This is a genomic window from Streptococcus sp. k-378, from assembly GCF_013277505.1.
Classification (GTDB): Bacteria; Bacillota; Bacilli; order Lactobacillales; family Streptococcaceae; genus Streptococcus; species Streptococcus pseudopneumoniae.
This window is the reverse complement of the sequence record NZ_VMNC01000049.1, coordinates 53177-72817: the sequence shown is the minus strand read 5'-3', so window position 1 is coordinate 72817 and position 19641 is coordinate 53177. Positions and strand designations below refer to the sequence as shown.

14 protein-coding genes and 2 pseudogenes are annotated in these 19641 nt (G+C 40.9%); 13 read left to right on the top strand and 3 right to left on the bottom strand.

Translation table 11 applies throughout. From position 1 onward, the window contains the following. Positions 1–307 precede the first annotated feature (307 nt). A complete protein-coding gene (locus tag HT719_RS05940; protein ID WP_000734650.1) occupies positions 308–616 on the top strand; it encodes a hypothetical protein in 309 nt (102 codons plus the stop codon). On the opposite strand, the gene HT719_RS05935 is transcribed toward HT719_RS05940, so the two are convergent. Continuing rightward, on the bottom strand, positions 586–759 hold the full coding sequence (locus tag HT719_RS05935; RefSeq protein ID WP_044012035.1) for a hypothetical protein: 174 nt from the start codon (positions 757–759) through the stop codon (positions 586–588). The two genes, HT719_RS05940 and HT719_RS05935, sit on opposite strands and share 31 nt — an antisense overlap. Before the next feature lie 173 nt (positions 760–932). Here HT719_RS05935 and HT719_RS05930 point away from each other — a divergent pair, with 173 nt between their 5' ends. The 4 genes from HT719_RS05930 (at position 933) to bgaA (ending at position 10086) form a co-directional block, all read left to right on the top strand. Beyond that, the gene (locus HT719_RS05930; RefSeq protein WP_172928543.1) at positions 933–1409 is read left to right on the top strand and encodes a PTS sugar transporter subunit IIA; all 477 of its coding nucleotides are present in this window, start codon (positions 933–935) and stop codon (positions 1407–1409) included. A gap of 38 nt (positions 1410–1447) precedes the next feature. After that, entirely contained in the window at positions 1448–1753 is a 306-nt protein-coding gene (locus tag HT719_RS05925; protein WP_000590549.1) for a PTS sugar transporter subunit IIB, read from the top strand. Positions 1754–1801: 48 nt separating this feature from the next. Next, a complete protein-coding gene (locus HT719_RS05920) occupies positions 1802–3277 on the top strand; it encodes a PTS galactitol transporter subunit IIC (protein WP_023937704.1) in 1476 nt (491 codons plus the stop codon). A 107-nt stretch (positions 3278–3384) separates the two neighbouring features. Further along, a complete protein-coding gene (gene bgaA, locus HT719_RS05915) occupies positions 3385–10086 on the top strand; it encodes an LPXTG-anchored adhesin/beta-galactosidase BgaA (protein ID WP_172928541.1) in 6702 nt (2233 codons plus the stop codon). A 247-nt stretch (positions 10087–10333) separates the two neighbouring features. Here the strand turns inward: bgaA and HT719_RS05910 are convergent. Both HT719_RS05910 and HT719_RS05905 read right to left on the bottom strand, forming a co-directional pair. Then, positions 10334–11343, bottom strand: a pseudogene (locus HT719_RS05910) (transposase). Positions 11344–11556: 213 nt separating this feature from the next. Further along, on the bottom strand, positions 11557–11916 hold the full coding sequence (locus HT719_RS05905; protein WP_119947727.1) for a DUF3397 domain-containing protein: 360 nt from the start codon (positions 11914–11916) through the stop codon (positions 11557–11559). Between the two features lie 91 nt (positions 11917–12007). Here HT719_RS05905 and HT719_RS05900 point away from each other — a divergent pair. From HT719_RS05900 to msrB, 8 genes and pseudogenes are all read left to right on the top strand, one after another. Further along, positions 12008–12964 (top strand): annotated as a pseudogene (locus tag HT719_RS05900) (TIGR01212 family radical SAM protein). Continuing rightward, positions 12948–13505 (top strand): class I SAM-dependent methyltransferase, encoded by a 558-nt coding sequence (locus tag HT719_RS05895; RefSeq protein ID WP_050207723.1) that lies wholly within the window; start codon positions 12948–12950, stop codon positions 13503–13505. Before HT719_RS05900 ends, HT719_RS05895 begins: the two are co-directional and overlap by 17 nt. Further along, complete coding sequence (locus HT719_RS05890) at positions 13498–13752, top strand: hypothetical protein (protein WP_000361073.1); 255 nt, start codon at positions 13498–13500, stop codon at positions 13750–13752. The genes HT719_RS05895 and HT719_RS05890 overlap by 8 nt, the downstream gene beginning before the upstream one ends. An 11-nt stretch (positions 13753–13763) precedes the next feature. Then, on the top strand, positions 13764–15818 hold the full coding sequence (locus tag HT719_RS05885; RefSeq protein ID WP_000421629.1) for a sodium:proton antiporter: 2055 nt from the start codon (positions 13764–13766) through the stop codon (positions 15816–15818). Positions 15819–15996: 178 nt separating this feature from the next. Next, positions 15997–16857: a YihY/virulence factor BrkB family protein gene (locus tag HT719_RS05880; protein ID WP_172925147.1), complete on the top strand. Its 861-nt coding sequence runs from the start codon at positions 15997–15999 to the stop codon at positions 16855–16857. Positions 16858–17052: 195 nt separating this feature from the next. Then, positions 17053–17763: a thiol-disulfide oxidoreductase-associated membrane protein CcdA2 gene (gene ccdA2, locus HT719_RS05875; RefSeq protein WP_000509841.1), complete on the top strand. Its 711-nt coding sequence runs from the start codon at positions 17053–17055 to the stop codon at positions 17761–17763. A gap of 19 nt (positions 17764–17782) precedes the next feature. After that, positions 17783–18349 (top strand): redoxin family protein, encoded by a 567-nt coding sequence (locus HT719_RS05870; RefSeq protein WP_000759276.1) that lies wholly within the window; start codon positions 17783–17785, stop codon positions 18347–18349. A gap of 10 nt (positions 18350–18359) precedes the next feature. Beyond that, positions 18360–19472, top strand: a complete 1113-nt coding sequence (gene msrB / locus HT719_RS05865) for a peptide-methionine (R)-S-oxide reductase MsrB (protein ID WP_050207717.1) — start codon at positions 18360–18362, stop codon at positions 19470–19472. Positions 19473–19641: the final 169 nt, after the last annotated feature.

Here is a 19641-nt window from a genome sequence, read left to right as displayed (position 1 = left end):
TTCTATCATTTCGAGATTGTGGAATCTCTACAGGAACAATAGGTTGTGGCATTAAAATATCTTCCAATAGTTTTACTTTACGAATAGTATACAGGAGGAACTCCATGAATGATAGATACCTTGTTATGACGCGCTTACCCTGCTTCCTTATTTTATCGCCATTATTTAACCACTTAGACTGATATAGAGACCAGATAGGCAAACGAACTTGTTCTTGAGAAACTCCTCTGCTATAATGATTTTTGTAAGGGACGTGAGGCATCACTATCAGAGAACTCAAGTTCATAAAAAAATTGGAGATAAACAAATGAAAAAATTATTGGGAATTGTCTTTTTATTAGCAGCAGTGACAGTAGTGTATTTTGGTTCTGTTGGCTGGCCAAGTTTAGATGTCAACCTCTGGTCTTTGATTCCGGTGGGTCTGTTCCTCTTTTTCACTCTAGAGAATCTTTTGAAAAAGGATTACAAGGCTAGTCTGATGTGTTTGATTATTGCCTTTATCATTGCGAATGCAATTTTGGACCTGTTGCCAATTTCAAGTGGCTTGGTGATTGGAGCAGGCGTCCTAGCTTGTGTAGGGATTGGCTATCTATTTCCTGATAAAGAAGGAAAATAATACTCTTCGAAAATCTCTTCAAACCACGTCAACGTCGGCTTGTCGTAGATATGGTTACTGACTTGGTCAGTTCTATCCACAACCTCAAAATGGTGTTTTGAGCAGTCTGTGCCTAGCTTTCTAGTTTGCTCTTTGATTTTCATGGAGTATTAGAACAGAAAAATACTTGGAATATTTGTTTGTTTATTTTTATATAACAAACTATAAACACAACAAAAGTATAAAAAAAGACAAAAATCAACAGAAAACTATTGACAACGATTACATATAGTGTTATACTTATAGCATAAAGTTAATGGAAAGAAGGGAAAACCTTATGGGATTAGATCATTTCTTTGACAAAAACCTTGTGTTTTGCTTAGAAGCGGATAATCAAGAACATCTCTTTGATCAGGTTGCCACTTTATTGGAGGAACGAGAAATCGTGACTCCAACTTATCGTGAAGCCTTGATCACGCGTGAAAAGTCATTTCCAACTGGCTTAGATATGGAATTTTTGGGTAAGGATTTGCCGAATGTGGCTATTCCTCATACAGATATTGTTCATAATCTAGCTGAAAAAGTTGTGGTCGTTCGATTAGAGAAACCTGTGACCTTCCACAATATGATTGCACCAGATAAGGAAGTAGAAGTATCCTTGCTCTTCTTTATCATTAATAACTCAAGTTCAAGTCAAACCAACATTCTTGCTCAGTTGATGGACTTCTTTACTGGAAATGGTCATCTTGAAGACCTATCAAAAATTTCTGAACCAGAAGCCCTCTATGCTTATATAGCTGAAGAAATCGCTTAATCTTGTCTATTAAAAATATTAAATCGGAGGAAATCCATATGATTAAAATTCTTGCTGCCTGCGGTGCAGGTGTTAACTCAAGCCACCAAATTAAAAGTGCTCTTGAAGAAGAACTTTCAAACCGTGGTTACGATGTTCACTGTGATGCAGTCATGGTCAAAGATGTTAACGAAGACCTTATCAAGGGTTATGACATCTTCACACCAATCGCTGCGACAGATCTTGGTTTTGACCCAGGTATTCCAGTTATCGAAGCTGGACCAATCTTATTCCGTATCCCTGCAATGAGTGCTCCAGTATTTGACAATATTGAAGCAGCTATCAAAGAACACGGATTAAGCTAATTATCAATTTGTTAACATTCATATAACATAAAAAAGGGAGGAACTGTTATGGATGCAATCTTTGACCTAATCGGAAAGGTTTTCAATCCCATCTTAGATATGGGTGGACCTGTCATCATGTTAATCATTTTGACAGTATTGGCTTTACTTTTTGGAGTGAAATTCTCCAAAGCGCTTGAAGGTGGTATCAAACTTGCCATCGCTCTTACAGGTATCGGTGCCATCATCGGTATGCTAAACACTGCTTTCTCAGCGTCGCTTGCAAAATTCGTTGAAAACACTGGTATCCAATTGAGTATCACCGACGTTGGTTGGGCACCACTTGCTACAATCACTTGGGGTTCTGCTTGGACACTATACTTCTTGCTCATCATGTTGATTGTCAACATAGTGATGCTTGCTATGAAGAAAACCGATACACTTGACGTTGATATCTTTGATATCTGGCACTTGTCTATCACAGGTCTTTTGATTAAATGGTATGCAGACAACAACGGTGTGAGTCAAGGGGTTTCACTCTTTATTGCTACAGCAGCTATCGTCCTTGTTGGTGTGTTGAAAATTATCAACTCTGACTTGATGAAACCTACATTTGATGACCTTCTTAACGCTCCAAGTTCATCACCAATGACATCAACTCACATGAACTACATGATGAACCCAGTTATCATGGTTTTGGATAAGATTTTTGAAAAATTCTTCCCAGGCCTTGATAAATATGACTTTGATGCTGCTAAATTGAACAAGAAAATCGGTTTCTGGGGATCTAAATTCTTCATCGGTTTCATCCTTGGTATCGTTATCGGTATTATGGGAACTCCACATCCAATTGAAGGGGTTGCAGATGCAGATAAATGGCGTCTTGTTATCAAAGGATGGCTGTCTCTTGGTTTGACTGCCGGTGTATCTTTGGAACTCTTCTCACTTATCGGTTCATGGTTCATCGCAGCCGTAGAACCACTATCACAAGGTATTACAAACGTTGCTACTAAACGTCTTCAAGGACGTAAATTCAATATCGGTCTTGACTGGCCATTCATCGCTGGTCGTGCTGAAATCTGGGCTTGTGCCAACGTACTTGCTCCAATCATGTTGATTGAAGCTGTTCTTCTTTCAAAAGTCGGAAATGGTATCTTGCCACTTGCAGGTATCATCGCTATGGGTGTTACTCCAGCTCTCTTAGTTGTAACTCGTGGTAAATTGCTCCGTATGATTATCTTCGGAACACTCTTGTTGCCACTCTTCCTTCTTTCAGGTACACTTATTGCACCATTTGCAACAGAACTTGCTAAAGGTGTAGGTGCCTTCCCAGAAGGTGTGAGCCAAACTCAATTGATTACTCACTCTACTCTTGAAGGACCAATCGAAAAACTTCTTGGTTGGACAATTGGTAACACTACAACTGGTGATATCAAAGCAATTCTTGGTGCAGTAGTCTTCCTTGTATTCTATATCGGTATCTTTGCTTGGTACAGAAAACAAATGATTAAACGTAACGAAGAGTACGCAGCAAAAGCAAAATAATGCGCTCCTATAAAATGTAAATTGTTGAAACTAGGTTGTCATACAATGTATACCACTTGGGCTTTGGCAGTAGCTAACTGCACTAAATATAATATAAGGAGGGTTTTATGGGGAAAGGCCATTGGAATCGGAAAAGAGTTTATAGCATTCGTAAGTTTGCTGTGGGAGCTTGCTCAGTAATGATTGGGACTTGTGCAGTTCTATTAGGAGGAAATATAGCTGGAGAATCTGTAGTTTATGCGGATGAAACACTTATTACTCATACTGCTGAGAAACCTAAAGAGGAAAAAACGATAGTAGAAGAAAAGGCTGATAAAGCTTTGGAAACTAAAAATGTAGTTGAAAGGACAGAACAAAGTGAATCTAGTTCAACTGAGGCTATTGCATCTGAGAAGAAAGAAGATGAAGCCGTAACTCCAAAAGAGGAAAAAGTGTCTGCTAAACCGGAAGAAAAAGCTCCAAGGATAGAATCACAAGCTTCAAGTCAAGAAAAACCGCTTAGGGAAGATGCTAAAGCTGTAACAAATGAAGAAGTGAATCAAATGATTGAAGACAGGAAAGTGGATTTTAATCAAAATTGGCACTTTAAACTCAATGCAAATTCTAAGGAAGTCATTAAACCGGATGCAGATGTATCTACGTGGAAAAAATTGGATTTACCGTATGACTGGAGTATTTTTAACGATTTCGATCATGAATCTCCTGCACAAAATGAAGGTGGACAGCTTAACGGTGGGGAAGCTTGGTATCGCAAGACTTTCAAACTAGATGAAAAAGACCTCAAGAAAAATGTTCGCCTTACTTTTGATGGCGTCTACATGGATTCTCAAGTTTATGTCAATGGTCAGTTAGTGGGGCATTATCCAAATGGTTATAACCAATTTTCATATGATATCACTAACTATTTGAACAAAGATGGTCGTGAGAATGTGATTGCTGTCCATGCAGTCAACAAACAGCCAAGTAGCCGTTGGTATTCAGGAAGTGGTATCTATCGTGATGTGACTTTACAAGTGACAGATAAGGTGCATGTTGAGAAAAATGGGACAACTATTTTAACACCAAAACTTGAAGAACAACAACATGGCAAGGTTGAAACTCATGTGACCAGCAAAATCGTCAATACGGACGACAAAGACCATGAACTTGTAGCAGAATATCAAATCGTTGAACGTGGTGGTCAGGCTGTGACAGGTCTAGTACGTACAGAGAGCCGTACCTTAAAAGTACATGAATCAACAAGCCTAGATGCGATTTTAGAAGTTGAAAGACCAAAACTCTGGACCGTTTTAAATGACAAACCTGCCTTGTACGAATTGATTACGCGTGTTTACCGTGACGGTCAATTGGTTGATGCTAAGAAGGATTTGTTTGGTTACCGTTACTATCACTGGACTCCAAATGAAGGTTTCTCTTTGAATGGTGAACGTATTAAATTCCATGGAGTATCCTTGCACCACGACCATGGGGCGCTTGGAGCAGAAGAAAACTATAAAGCAGAATACCGTCGTCTCACACAAATGAAGGAGATGGGAGTTAACTCCATCCGTACAACCCACAACCCTGCTAGTGAGCAAACCTTGCAAATCGCAGCAGAACTAGGTTTACTCGTTCAGGAAGAGGCCTTTGATACTTGGTATGGTGGCAAGAAACCTTATGACTATGGACGTTTCTTTGAAAAAGATGCCACTCACCCAGAAGCTCGAAAAGGTGAAAAATGGTCTGATTTTGACCTACGTACCATGGTCGAAAGAGGCAAAAACAACCCTGCTATCTTCATGTGGTCAATTGGTAATGAAATAGGTGAAGCTAATGGTGATGCCCACTCTTTAGCAACTGTTAAACGTTTGGTCAAGGTTATCAAGGATGTTGATAAGACTCGCTATGTTACCATGGGAGCAGATAAATTCCGTTTCGGTAATGGTAGCGGAGGGCATGAGAAAATTGCTGATGAACTCGATGCTGTTGGATTTAACTATTCTGAAGATAATTACAAAGCCCTTAGAGCTAAGCATCCAAAATGGTTGATTTATGGATCAGAAACATCTTCAGCTACCCGTACACGTGGAAGTTACTATCGCCCTGAACGTGAATTGAAACATAGCAATGGACCTGAGCGTCATTATGAACAGTCTGACTATGGGAATGATCGTGTGGGTTGGGGGAAAACAGTAACCGCTTCATGGACTTTTGACCGTGACAACGCTGGCTATGCTGGACAGTTTATCTGGACAGGTACGGACTATATTGGTGAACCTACACCATGGCACAACCAAAATCAAACTCCTGTTAAGAGCTCTTACTTTGGTATCGTAGATACAGCCGGCATTCCAAAACATGACTTCTATCTCTACCAAAGCCAATGGGTTTCTGTTAAGAAGAAACCGATGGTACACCTTCTTCCTCACTGGAACTGGGAAAACAAAGAATTAGCATCCAAAGTAGCTGACTCAGAAGGTAAGATTCCAGTTCGTGCTTATTCGAATGCTTCTAGTGTAGAATTGTTCTTGAATGGAAAATCTCTTGGTCTTAAGACCTTCAACAAAAAACAAACCAGCGATGGTCGTACCTACCAAGAAGGTGCGAATGCTAAGGAACTCTATCTTGAGTGGAAGGTTGCTTACCAACCAGGTACCTTGGAAGCTGTAGCTCGCGATGAAGCTGGAAAAGAAATTGCACGTGACAAGATTACCACTGCAGGGCAACCAGCAGGAGTTCGCCTCGTCAAGGAAGAACACGCCATCGCCGCAGATGGAAAAGACTTGACTTACATCTACTACGAAATCGTAGACAGTGAAGGAAATGTTGTACCAACTGCCAATAATTTGGTTCGTTTCCAATTGCATGGACAAGGTCAACTAGTCGGTGTCGATAATGGGGAACAAGCCAGCCGAGAACGCTATAAGGCGCAAGCAGATGGTTCATGGATCCGTAGAGCCTTTAACGGTAAAGGGGTTGCCATCGTTAAATCAACTGAACAAGCAGGTAAATTCACTCTGACTGCCCACTCAGACCTCTTGAAATCGGACCAAGTTACCGTCTTTACTGGTAAGAAAAAAGGACAAGAGAAGACTGTTTTGGGGACAGAAGTAGCAAGAGTTCGTACATTAATTGGTAAAGAACCAAAAATGCCGAAAACAGTAGGTTTTGTATACAGCGACGGTAGTCGTGAAAAACTTCCAGTAACTTGGTCTCAAGTCGATGTTAGTCAAGCAGGAGTTGTGACTGTTAAAGGTACAGCAAATGGACGTGAGGTAGAGGCTCATGTCGAGGTTCTAGCAATTGCGAAAGAATTACCAACAGTTAAACGTATTGCTCCAAATACTAACTTGAATTCTGTAGACAAATCTGTTTCCTATGTTTTGACTGATGGAAGTGTACAAGAGTATGAAGTGGACAAGTGGGAGATTGCCGAAGAAGATAAAGTTAAGTTAGCAATTCCAGGTTCTCGTATTCAAGCGACCGGTTATTTAGAAGGTCAACCAATTCATGCAACCCTTGTGGTAGAAGAAGGAAATGCTGCAGCACCTGTAGTGCCAACTGTTACTGTTGGAGGTGAGGCAGTAACAGGTCTTACTAGTCGACAACCAATGCAATATCGTACTCTATCTTATGGTGCCCAACTGCCAGAAGTCACAGCAAGTGCTGAAAATGCTGATGTGACAGTTCTTCAAGCAAGCGCAGCAAACGGCATGCGTGCGAGCATCTTTATTCAGCCTAAAGATGGTGGCCCTCTTCAAACCTATGCAATTCAATTCCTTGAAGAAGCACCAAAAATTGCTCACTTGAGCTTGCAAGTGGAAAAAGCTGACAGTCTCAAAGAAGACCAAACTGTCAAATTGTCGGTTCGAGCTCACTATCAAGATGGAACGCAAGCTGTATTACCAGCTGATAAAGTAACCTTCTCTACAAGTGGTGAAGGGGAAGTCGCAATTCGTAAAGGAATGCTTGAGTTACATAAGCCAGGAGCAGTCACTCTCAAAGCGGAATATGAGGGAGCTAAAGGCCAAGTTGATCTCACTATCCAGGCCAATACTGAGAAGAAGATTGCGCAATCTATCCGTCCAGTAAATGTAGTGACAGATTTACACCAAGAACCTACTCTTCCGTCAACAGTAACGGTTGAGTATGACAAAGGTTTCCCTAAAGCTCACAAAGTCACTTGGCAAGCTATTCCGAAAGAAAAACTAGACTCCTATCAAACCTTTGAAGTACTAGGTAAAGTTGAAGGAATTGACCTTGAAGCGCGTGCAAGAGTCTCTGTAGAAGGTATCGTTTCAGTTGAAGAAGTCAGTGTGACAACTCCAATCGCAGAAGCACCACAATTACCAGAAAGCGTTCGGACATATGATTCAAATGGTCACGTTTCATCAGCTAAGGTTGCATGGGATGCGATTCGTCCAGAGCAATACGCTAAGGAAGGTGTCTTTACAGTTAATGGTCGCTTAGAAGGTACGCGATTAACAACTAAACTTCATGTTCGCGTATCTGCTCAAACTGAGCAAGGTGTAAACATTTCTGACCAATGGACCGGTTCAGAATTGCCACTTGCCTTTGCTTCAGATTCAAATCCAAGCGACCCAGTTTCAAATGTTAATGACAAGCTCATTTCCTACAATAACCAACCAGCCAATCGTTGGACAAACTGGAATCGTAGTAATCCAGAAGCTTCAGTCGGTGTTCTGTTTGGAGATTCAGGTATCTTGAGCAAACGCTCCGTTGATAATCTAAGTGTCGGATTCCACGAAGACCATGGAGTTGGTGCACCGAAGTCTTATGTGATTGAGTATTATGTTGGTAAGACTGTCCCAACAGCTCCTAAAAACCCTAGTTTTGTTGGTAATGAGGACCATGTCTTTAATAATTCTGCCAACTGGAAACCAGTTACTAATCTAAAAGCCCCTGCTCAACTCAAGGCTGGAGAAATGAACCACTTTAGCTTTGATAAAGTTGAAACCTATGCTGTTCGTATTCGCATGGTTAAAGCAGATAACAAGCGTGGAACGTCTATCACAGAGGTACAAATCTTTGCGAAACAAGTTGCGGCAGCCAAACAAGGACAAACAAGAATCCAAGTTGACGGCAAAGACTTAGCAAACTTCAACCCTGATTTGACAGACTACTACCTTGAGTCTGTAGATGGAAAAGTTACGGCAGTCACAGCAAGTGTTAGCAACAATGGCCTCGCTACCGTCGTTCCAAGCGTTCGTGAAGGTGAGCCAGTTCGTGTCATCGCGAAAGCTGAAAATGGCGACATCTTAGGAGAATACCGTCTGCACTTCACTAAGGATAAGAACTTACTTTCTTATAAACCAGTTGCTGCGGTTAAACAAGCTCGCTTGGTACAAGTAGGTCAAGCACTTGAATTGCCGACTAAGGTTCCAGTTTACTTCACAGGTAAAGATGGCTACGAAACAAAAGACTTGTCAGTTGAATGGGAAGAAGTTCCAGCAGAAAATCTGACAAAAGCAGGTCAATTTACCGTTCGAGGCCATGTTCTTGGTAGTGATCTTGTTGCTGAGTTCACTGTACGAGTGACAGACAAGCTAGGCGAAGCTCTTTCAGATAACCCAGAGTATGATGAAAACAGTAACCAGGCCTTTGCTTCAGCCACTAACGATATTGATAGAAGCTCCCATGACCGTGTGGATTATCTCAATGACGGAGATCATTCAGAAAATCGTCGTTGGACAAACTGGTCTGCAAGACCGTCTACCAATCCAGAAGTATCAGCAGGCGTAATCTTCCGTGAAAATGGTAAGATTGTAGAACGGACTGTTGCACAAGGAAAAGTTCAGTTCTTTGTAGATAGTGGTACAGATGCACCATCTAAACTTGTTTTGGAACGTTATGTCGGCCCAGACTTTGAAGTGCCTATCTACTATTCAAACTACCAAGCCTACGAATCTGGACATCCATTTAACAATCCAGAAAATTGGGAAGCTGTGCCTTATCGTGCGGATAAAGACATTGCAGCTGGTGATGAAATCAACGTAACATTTAAAGCTATCAAAGCCAAAGCTATGAGATGGCGTATGGAGCGTAAAGCAGATAAGAGCGGTGTTGCGATGATTGAGCTGACCTTCCTTGCACCAAGCGAATTGCCTCAAGAAAGCACTCAATCGAAGATTCTTGTAGATGGAAAAGAACTTGCTGATTTCGCTGAAGATCGTCAAGACTACCAAATCACCTATAAAGGTCAACGGCCAAAAGTCTCAGTTGAAGAAAACAATCAAGTAGCTTCGACTGTGGTAGATAGTGGAGAAGATAGTCTTCCAGTACTTGTTCGCCTCGTTTCAGAAAGTGGAAAACAAGTCAAGGAATACCGTATCCAGTTGACTAAGGAAAAACCAGTTTCTGAGAAGACAGTTGCTGCTGTACAAGAAGATTTTCCAAAACTCGAATTTGTTGAAAAAGATTTGGCATACAAGACAGTTGAGAAAAAAGATTCAACACTGTATCTAGGTGAAACTCGTGTAGAACAAGAAGGAAAAACTGGTAAAGAACGTATCTTTACAGCGATTAATCCTGATGGAAGTAAGGAAGAAAAACTCCGTGAAGTGGTAGAAGCTCCGACAGACCGCATCATCTTGGTTGGAACCAAACCAGTAGCTCAAGAAGCTAAAAAACCACAAGTGTCAGAAAAAGCAGATACAAAACCAATTGATTCAAGTGAAGCTAGTCAAACTAATAAAGCCCAGTTACCAAATACAGGTAGTGCGGCAAGCCAAGCAGCAGTAGCAGCAGGTTTAGCTCTTCTAGGTTTGAGTGCAGGATTAGTAGTTACTAAAGGTAAAAAAGAAGACTAGAAATTTTGATACCTTCTTTATCATTAAAGACCAAAGAAAAACTCTTGTCCTAAATAGAAGATAAAGAGCCTGAGACAAAATAGTTCTCAACCACAAAAAAGCTAGATATTTCCAATTGCGGAACTCTAGCTTTTTAATTTTGAGTCGTTCTCTTATTGTATAGTAGATTGAAACTAGAATAGTACACTTCTACTTCTAAAACATTGTTAGAAATCAATTTGACTGTCCTTATCGATTTGTCCTGTTCTTATTTCATTTCACTATGTTTTAGGAGGTTATTGGCCATAAGTACCAATCCCATGTCAATTCTCACTTGACGCATCCCTCTCAGATTACATCTCTTGTAACCCAAACAAGCCTTTATCTGCCCAAAGACAGGTTCCACATCAATCTTGCGTTGAGCGAAAATCTGTCTACCTTGGGGAGATAAAAGCGCCTGACATTCTTTAACTTTCAAGTTTTGATAGCCTTCGTTCATATACAGTCCCTTTTGAGGGGCTGATTCAGGTTCGTCGGCGTAGTAAACCTTGATTTCCTGTTGCAAGTCTGTCTGTGTTTTCTGATGTTTGATATGGTGAAAACGATAGCACCAGCCATCAGGATGTGTGTAGCTATCCTCCTTGTTATCATAGTGCCAATTCGCTAAGTTTCTAGCTGACTGTTTATACCCTCTCTTTTGTTCCTTGTCAAACATGGCATATTTAATCAGAAGGGGAGTGATTTCTTCTTGAAAATAGACCTGTATCTGTTCTTGAAGTTTGGCGGAGAATTTCTCTGTCGTTTTCTTCCACACAAAACTATACTTGTTGGCATTGGCTTCAATCTTAGTTCCGTCAATAAACAGACAATCTACAGACAATCTAAGGTCACTAACTCTTCCATTTTTAAACGAAGATTGAGGTCGATGAAAAGATCACGAATAAGGTCTTCCATCCCTTCAGCGACTCGAAAACGATTGATGGTGCGATAGCTGACAACCAACTGCCCTGTTAGGTATTGCATAGCCAGATTTTCAATCATCATTTTTTCAATTTTTCGCCCAGAGAAAATCCCTTGTGAATAGGCAAATAGAAGAGCAGATACAAGCATTTTTGGGTGATAAGACGGGCGACCAAAGGCATGATAGAAGGCGTGGAAGTGATAATCCTCCAAGGTATTCACCACTTTTTCAATAGTAAAGACGAGATGGTCTTGTGGCAAGAAGGAACTGATTTCTAGTGGTAAAGTTGTTTGATTTGTGTTATAGTGAATATGCATGGGATAGCCTTTCTAAATGGTTTATTAAGCAATTCTATTTTACCAAGACTATCGCAACCATGCAAAAAAGCAACGGCAAATCCGTTGCTTTTTTTGGAGATAAGAGACTATTGTCCCAGACTCTTTTCTTTGTATAAAATTGTATAGTGTTATTGTCTATACTATTTTGTAGAGAAAGCAAAAATCCCTAGAAAAAAATGCTTAGGGATTCGACTATTTCATTAAGAACAATTCAACAATCATTTCTATATATATGATAAGGGTTAATAAGAATCCTGCACGCCAGAAGAATTTGATGAATTTAGGATAGTAAAAGCTGCGTTTTTTCAAAAGGAAGAAAAAGACGAGAATAATGGCTAGGAACGAGAGGGCTAGCCCCAGTCTAGGGAGGAAATTATGGGTAAAGGTTTTAGCTGTAATCAAGTAATACTCAAATACCAAGACTGGAAAAGCCAAATCCGCAAAGTTTCGTCCTAGTTTTTTTAATCTAAAAAGTTTGGTTAGGATAATGCAGACGACTAAGGTCAGTATCAATAATAAAATAGATGCTAATTTCATTAAAATCATACCCATATTGTATCATAAAAAAAGGCTAATGGAAACGAGAAACAGAGGAATTTATAGGAAAGTCAGGCTTTTGAGATTGTGGGTGATTTTTGTTATAATGAAAGTTATGAAATCTTATAATACCTTGAATGATTATTATCGAAAACTTTTTGGAGAAAAGACCTTTAAAGTCCCTATTGATGCGGGGTTTGACTGTCCCAATCGTGATGGAACTGTGGCTCATGGAGGCTGTACTTTTTGTACGGTTTCAGGTTCTGGAGATGCTATTGTAGCACCAGATGCGCCTATCCGTGAGCAATTTTATAAGGAAATTGACTTTATGCACCGCAAGTGGCCAGATGTTCAAAAGTATCTGGTTTATTTTCAAAATTTTACCAACACCCATGAAAAGGTGGAAGTCATCCGAGAGCGCTATGAGCAAGCTATCAATGAACCAGGTGTGGTAGGAATCAATATTGGAACGCGACCAGACTGTTTACCAGACGAAACTATCGAATACTTGGCTGAATTATCGGAGCGCATGCATGTGACGGTTGAATTGGGCTTACAGACCACTTTTGAAGAAACCTCTGACTTGATTAACCGTGCCCATTCTTATGAATTGTAGGTGGAAACGGTCAAGCGTTTGAGAAAGTATCCCAAGATTGAGATTGTTTCCCATTTGATCAATGGTTTGCCTGGTGAAACCCATGAGATGATGGTTGAAAATGTCCGCCGTTGTGTCACGAATAACGATATTCAAGGGATTAAACTGCATTTGCTCCATCTTATGACAAATACTCGTATGCAAGGAGATTATCACGAGGGACGTTTACAATTGATGAGTCAGGACGAATATGTCAGGGTCATCTGTGACCAACTGGAAATCATTCCCAAACATATCGTCATCCATCGAATCACAGGAGATGCACCTAGGGATATGCTGATTGGGCTTATGTGGAGCCTCAATAAATGGGAAGCTCTCAACAGCATTGAGATGGAGATGCGACGTCGTGGAAGTGTTCAAGGATGCAAGGCTGTAAAACAGGAGTTTGAAAATGAAAAGACCACTTGAGATGGCACATGATTTTTTGGCTGAGGTAGTGACAAAAGAGGATATCGTAGTGGATACGACCATGGGAAATGGTCATGACACGCTTTTTTTAGCCAAACTAGCCAAGAAAGTCTATGCCTTTGATATTCAGGAGCAAGCCTTGGAAAAGACCAAGGAGCGTTTGGACCAGGCTGGCTTGACAAATGCCCAGTTAATCTTGCAAGGTCATGAGACACTGGACCAGTTTGTTACAGAAGCCAAGGCAGGGATTTTTAATCTGGGCTATTTGCCGTCAGCTGATAAGTCTGTCATCACCCGACCGCAGACAACGATTGAGGCATTAGAAAAGCTATGTGGCTTACTTGTCAAAGGTGGACGAATTGCTATTATGATTTACTATGGTCATGAAGGAGGCGACCTCGAGAGAGATGCTGTCTTGGATTTTGTGATCCAGTTGAACCAACAAGAGTACACAGCTGCCATTTACCGAACTTTAAACCAAGTCAATAACCCACCGTTTTTAGTGATGATTGAAAAATTAGAGAGATACAGACATGGATAAACAATACCTACACGAAAAGCTGGATGCCATGCGCCAGAATTTTGTTGAATCAACCCACCACGAACGAGCGGTGGGCGTGCTAGACCAAGCGCATATGAGCAAAAAAATGCTTAAAATCAAGAAAAAATTAGTTGCTCTTGAAATGGAACGGTGCCAGAGAAAAATTGAGCACAAAGACTGTTCCAAGATTGACCAAAAAATCAAAGAGCAGAAGGAGATATTTGAATCCTGTTGTAAAAAAGATTAAGGAGGACGTGCGTGGAATTACTGATTTACCTCATCCTGTTTTTACTGGTTTTGATTGTCTCAAGTACAACCAATAAGCTCCTGCCCTTTTTGCCTCTCCCTTTGGTGCAAATTCTTTTGGGAATTGTGATTGGTCTCTTTTTACCCAATACTGACTTTCACCTTAATACGGAGTTGTTTTTGGCACTGGTTATCGGACCCTTGCTTTTCCGAGAGGCTGAAGAAGCAGATGTTACGGCTATTTTAAAACACTGGCGAATCATTGTTTATCTCATATTTCCAGTGATTTTTATCTCGACCCTGAGTTTGGGTGGCTTGGCCCATCTTCTTTGGTTCAGCCTTCCCTTGGCAGCTTGCTTGGCTGTTGGGGCAGCCCTTGGTCCTACGGACTTGGTGGCCTTTGCCTCTCTTTCGGAGCGTTTTAGCTTTCCTAAGCGCGTGTCCAATATCCTTAAGGGCGAAGGACTCTTGAATGATGCTTCTGGTTTGGTGGCTTTTCAGGTAGCTTTGACAGCTTGGACAACTGGAGCTTTTTCTCTGGGGCAAGCTAGCAGTTCGCTTATCTTTTCAATCCTAGGCGGTTTTTTAATTGGCTTTTTAACAGCCATGACTAATCGTTTCCTGCATAGCTTCTTGCTAAGTGTGCGCGCAACGGATATTGCTAGTGAGCTCCTTCTGGAATTGAGTTTACCCTTGGTAACCTTCTTCCTGGCAGAAGAAGTCCACGTTTCAGGGATTATTGCCGTCGTAGTTGCTGGGATTTTAAAGGCGAGTCGCTTCAAGAAAATCACGCTCCTCGAAGCCCAAGTGGATACGGTGACCGAGACAGTTTGGCATACAGTGAATTTTATGCTCAACGGTTCTGTCTTTGTGATTTTAGGAATGGAGTTGGAAATGATAGCAGAGCCTATCTTGACCAATCCAATCTATAATCCCTTGCTCTTGCTGGCATCTCTTGTCACCCTTACCTTTGTCCTCTTTGCTATTCGTTTTGTCATGATCTATGGCTATTTTGCCTATAGGACTAGACGTCTCAAGAAAAAGCTAAATAAGTATATGAAGGACATGCTTCTCTTGACCTTCTCAGGTGTCAAGGGAACGGTGTCGATTGCTACGATTCTCTTGATACCAAGTAATTTAGAACAGGAGTATCCTCTCTTGCTTTTCCTTGTTGCAGGTGTGACGCTTGTAAGCTTTTTAACAGGTCTCTTGATCCTGCCTCATCTTTCGGATGAACAGGAAGAAAGCAAGGACTATCTCATGCATATCGCCATTTTGAATGAAGTAACGCTGGAGTTGGAAAAAGAGTTGGAAGACACCAGAAATAAACTTCCCCTCTATGCGGCTATTGACAATTACCATGGACGTATTGAAAATCTCATTTTAAGCCAAGAAAACCAGGATGATCAAGAAGACTGGGCTGCTTTGAAACTCTTGATTCTTAGTATTGAAAGTGATGGACTGGAACAGGCCTATGAAGAGGGGAACATTAGCAATCGTGCTTACCGAGTTTACCAACGTTATCTGAAAAATATAGAACGAGGCATCAATCGTAAGTTTGCGTCACGATTGACCTATTATTTCCTTGTTTCTTTGCGGATTTTACGTTTTCTCCTTCATGAAGTTTTTACTCTCGGGAGGACTTTCCGTAGCTGGAAGGACAAGGAGCAAAGCCGTCTCCGTGCTCTTGATTATGACCAAATTGCAGAGCTCTATCTTGCCAATACAGAGATGATTATTGAAAGTTTGGAAAACCTGAAGGGAGTCTATAGACGCTCTTTGATTAGTTTTATGCAGGAGTCTCGTCTTCGAGAAACAGCTATTATCAGCAGTGGTGCCTTTGTCGAACGGGTTATCAATCGTGTCAAGCCCAACAATATCGATGAAATGCTGAGGGGCTATTATCTGGAGCGCAAGTTGATTTTCGAATACGAAGAAAAACGATTGATTACGACCAAGTATGCCAAGAAGTTACGACAAAATGTCAATAACTTAGAGAACTATTCCTTGAAGGAAGCTGCCAATACCCTGCCGTATGATATGGTGGAATTGGTAAGAAGAAATTAGTTAATACTCTTCGAAAATCTCTTCAAACCACGTCAGCGTCGCCTTGGATTATATATGTGACTGACTTCGTCAGTTTCATCTACAACCTCAAAGCAGGGCTTTGAGCAGCCTGCGGCTAGCTTCCGAGTTTGCTATTTGATTTTCATTGAGTATAAGATTATAAGTGAAGGAGTGTGACATGAAAAAGTGGTGGAAAGAGCTGATAGACAAGCCTCTATTAAAAGCTTTTTTGCATTATTATCAAGCATCAGATAGTGAGTTGACCAGTGTCGCAGTAGCCTACTATTGGTTGATTTCGATTTTTCCCCTGCTTTTGGTGGTGGTCAATATCCTCCCCTATTTTCAGATTCCTGTGGGAGAACTTCTGGGCTTTGTGAAAGACGTCCTGCCCCCAAGCCTCTATGAAGGTGTGGAAAAAATAGCCAGAGAAGTCTTGACGCAACCTTCAACAGGTTTATTGAGTTTTTCTGTCTTGTCGGCGCTATGGAGTTTTTCAAAATCTATGAATTTCTTGCAAAAAGCTTTTAACAAGGCTTATGGCGTCGAAAAGAGTCGTGGACTTATTTCCCATCAGATGGTGAGCCTCCTAGTCAGTTTTGGCTTGCAGTTCCTCTTTGCGTTTGCCTTGTTTTTGAGCTTGTTTGGGCAGATGCTTTTGGCTTTACTTGCTCATTATTGGACAAAAGATGGCATTATCTATCAGGCTTTACAAGGTTTGGCAGGTCCTCTGACTTACGCCCTCCTCTTTGCTATCTTGGTCATGCTTTATTATTTTCTTCCCAATCTATCTAACAGGAAAATTAGCTATACCCTACCAGGCAGTGCCTTTGTTCTCTTAGTGATTTTAGGTTTACTAACTCTGTTCTCTAGTTATCTCAATTACTATGTCCATCATTTAGTGGACGTCCGAATTTTAGGTTCCGTTCTTCTTGTTGTTATGATGTTTTGGTTTATCTTGATTGCTAAAATTGTTATCCTAGGTGCGGTGATCAATGCCAGTATACAGAGTTTGAAAGATCCTAGTTTTAGAAAAGACTAACTATTTATCCATTACAAAAGCGCATAGTATCANNTGATACTATGCGCTTTTGTGCTTTGACAGTTTTTGTATAGTTTTTGTCCAAGATTTCTAAATCATCTGATTAAATTCCTATTTTTCCCTATCATTGTCCCTGTTTTTTCGAAAATGGAAGGAGTATAATAAATCTATCAATAAAATGATAGGAGGAACTTTATGGGTCATATTTTCTTTTTTCTAAGTGTCTTTTTGGCAGGGATTCTATCCTTCTTTTCTCCTTGTATCTTACCCTTGTTACCAGTCTATGCAGGGGTGTTACTAGATGATAAGGATAGTGCTCAGGCTTCTAGTGGCAAATTTTCCATCTCAGTTGTTAGTTTATTACGAACTCTGGCCTTTATAGCAGGAATTTCCTTTATATTTATTTTGTTGGGCTATGGAGCTGGTTTTTTAGGCGACTTGCTTTATGCTTCTTGGTTTCAATATGTGACGGGTGCGGTTATCATTCTCTTAGGCTTGCACCAGATGGAGATTCTACACTTTAAGGGGCTTTATAAGGAAAAGAGGTTACAACTGCAAGGACAGGGGCAAAATGGTAAGGGCTATAGTCAGGCATTTTTATTGGGCTTGACCTTTAGTTTTGCTTGGACGCCTTGTGTGGGGCCGGTTCTTGGCTCTGTTTTGGCCTTGGCGGCTTCAGGTGGCTCAGGTGCTTGGCAGGGAGCGGGTCTCATGTTGGTGTACACGTTGGGCTTGGCGCTACCATTCTTGCTTCTAGCTCTGACCTCTAGTTATGTTTTGAAACATTTCCGAAAACTTCATCCCTATCTCGGAATCCTCAAAAAAGTGGGTGGTTTTCTCATTATTGTGATGGGACTCTTGGTTCTGTTTGGAAATGCTTCAATTTTAAGTCAATTATTTGAATAAAATGGAAAGGAATATCAATATGAAAAAATGGCAAACATGTGTTCTTGGAGCAGGTTCGCTCCTTTGTTTGACGGCTTGTTCAGGCAAGTCCATGACTAGTGAACACCAAACGAAAGATGAAATGAAGACGGAGCAGACAGCTAGTAAAACAAGCGCAGCTAAAGGGAAAGAGGTGGCTGATTTTGAATTGATGGGAGTAGATGGCAAGACCTACCGCTTGTCTGATTACAAGGGCAAGAAAGTCTATCTCAAATTCTGGGCTTCTTGGTGTTCCATCTGTCTGGCTAGTCTTCCAGATACGGATGAAATTGCTAAAGAAGCTGGCGACGACTATGTGGTCTTGACAGTAGTGTCACCAGGACATAAGGGGGAGCAATCTGAAGCGGACTTTAAGAATTGGTATAAGGGCTTAGATTATAAAAATTTCCCAGTCCTAGTTGACCCATCAGGCAAACTTTTGGAAACTTATGGCGTCCGTTCTTACCCAACTCAAGCCTTTATAGATGGTGAAGGAAAATTGGTCAAAACGCAACCAGGTTTCATGGAAAAAGATGCAATTTTACAAACTTTGAAGGAATTAGCCTAGGAGGTGTCCTATGAATGATAAGTTAAAAATCATCATGTTGCTAGGAGTATTTTTTCTAGCCATAACCGGTTTCTATTTTCTATTGATGAGAAATGCAGGGCAGACAGATGCCTCGCAAATTGAGAAAGCGGCAGTTAGCCAAGGAGGAAAAACAGTGAAAAAAACAGAAGTTAGTAAAGATGCAGATTTGCACGAAATTTATCTAGCTGGTGGTTGTTTCTGGGGAGTTGAGGAGTATTTTTCTCGAGTTCCTGGGGTAACAGATTCCGTTTCAGGCTATGCAAATGGTAGAGGGGAAACAACCAAGTACGAATTGATTAACCAAACAGGTCATGCGGAGACTGTTCATGTCACCTATGACGCCAATCAAATTTCTCTCAAGGAAATCCTGCTTCACTATTTCCGCATTATCAATCCAACCAGTAAGAATAAACAAGGAAATGATGTGGGAACCCAGTACCGTACCGGTGTTTACTACACAGATGACAAGGATCTAGAGGTGATTAACCAAGTCTTTGATGAGGTGGCTAAGAAGTACGATCAGCCTCTAGCAGTTGAAAAGGAGAGTCTGCAGAATTTCGTAGTGGCTGAGGATTACCACCAAGACTATCTCAAGAAAAATCCAAATGGCTACTGCCATATCAATGTTAATCAGGCGGCCTATCCTGTCATTGATGCTAGCAAATATTCCAAACCAAGTGATGAAGAATTGAAAAAGACCCTGTCACCTGAGGAGTATGCAGTCACCCAAAAAAATCAAACAGAACGGGCTTTCTCAAACCGCTACTGGGATAAATTTGAATCTGGTATCTATGTGGATGTGGTAACTGGCGAACCTCTCTTTTCATCAAAGGACAAGTTTGAGTCTGGTTGTGGCTGGCCTAGTTTTACCCAACCCATCAGTCCAGATGTTGTCACCTACAAGGAAGATAAGTCCTACAATATGACGCGTATGGAAGTGCGGAGCCGAGTAGGAGATTCTCACCTTGGGCATGTCTTTACGGATGGTCCACAGGACAAGGGCGGCTTACGTTACTGTATCAATAGCCTCTCTATCCGCTTTATTCCCAAAGACCAAATGGAAGAAAAAGGCTACGCTTATTTACTAGATTATGTTGATTAATACTCTTCGAAAATCGCTTTAAACCACGTCAGCGTCGCCTTACCGTGGGTAGGGTTGAGACGGAGCAAAAACTCAATTTGAGGAGAAAATAAAGCAAATTTTCTAACAATAAAACACATAATATCAAGGATTTTTAATACCTGATACTATGCGTTCTCTAATTTAAAAG

Coding starts and splice junctions, on each gene's coding strand:
- HT719_RS05940 (WP_000734650.1), top strand. CDS start 308: ATGAAAAAATTATTGGGAATTGTCTTTTTATTAGCAGCAGTGACAGTA.
- HT719_RS05870 (WP_000759276.1), top strand. CDS start 17,783: ATGAAAAAATGGCAAACATGTGTTCTTGGAGCAGGTTCGCTCCTTTGT.
- HT719_RS05920 (WP_023937704.1), top strand. CDS start 1,802: ATGGATGCAATCTTTGACCTAATCGGAAAGGTTTTCAATCCCATCTTA.
- ccdA2 (WP_000509841.1), top strand. CDS start 17,053: ATGGGTCATATTTTCTTTTTTCTAAGTGTCTTTTTGGCAGGGATTCTA.
- HT719_RS05895 (WP_050207723.1), top strand. CDS start 12,948: ATGAAAAGACCACTTGAGATGGCACATGATTTTTTGGCTGAGGTAGTG.
- bgaA (WP_172928541.1), top strand. CDS start 3,385: ATGGGGAAAGGCCATTGGAATCGGAAAAGAGTTTATAGCATTCGTAAG.
- HT719_RS05905 (WP_119947727.1), bottom strand. CDS start 11,916: ATGGGTATGATTTTAATGAAATTAGCATCTATTTTATTATTGATACTG.
- HT719_RS05890 (WP_000361073.1), top strand. CDS start 13,498: ATGGATAAACAATACCTACACGAAAAGCTGGATGCCATGCGCCAGAAT.
- msrB (WP_050207717.1), top strand. CDS start 18,360: ATGAATGATAAGTTAAAAATCATCATGTTGCTAGGAGTATTTTTTCTA.
- HT719_RS05925 (WP_000590549.1), top strand. CDS start 1,448: ATGATTAAAATTCTTGCTGCCTGCGGTGCAGGTGTTAACTCAAGCCAC.
- HT719_RS05935 (WP_044012035.1), bottom strand. CDS start 759: ATGAAAATCAAAGAGCAAACTAGAAAGCTAGGCACAGACTGCTCAAAA.
- HT719_RS05930 (WP_172928543.1), top strand. CDS start 933: ATGGGATTAGATCATTTCTTTGACAAAAACCTTGTGTTTTGCTTAGAA.
- HT719_RS05880 (WP_172925147.1), top strand. CDS start 15,997: ATGAAAAAGTGGTGGAAAGAGCTGATAGACAAGCCTCTATTAAAAGCT.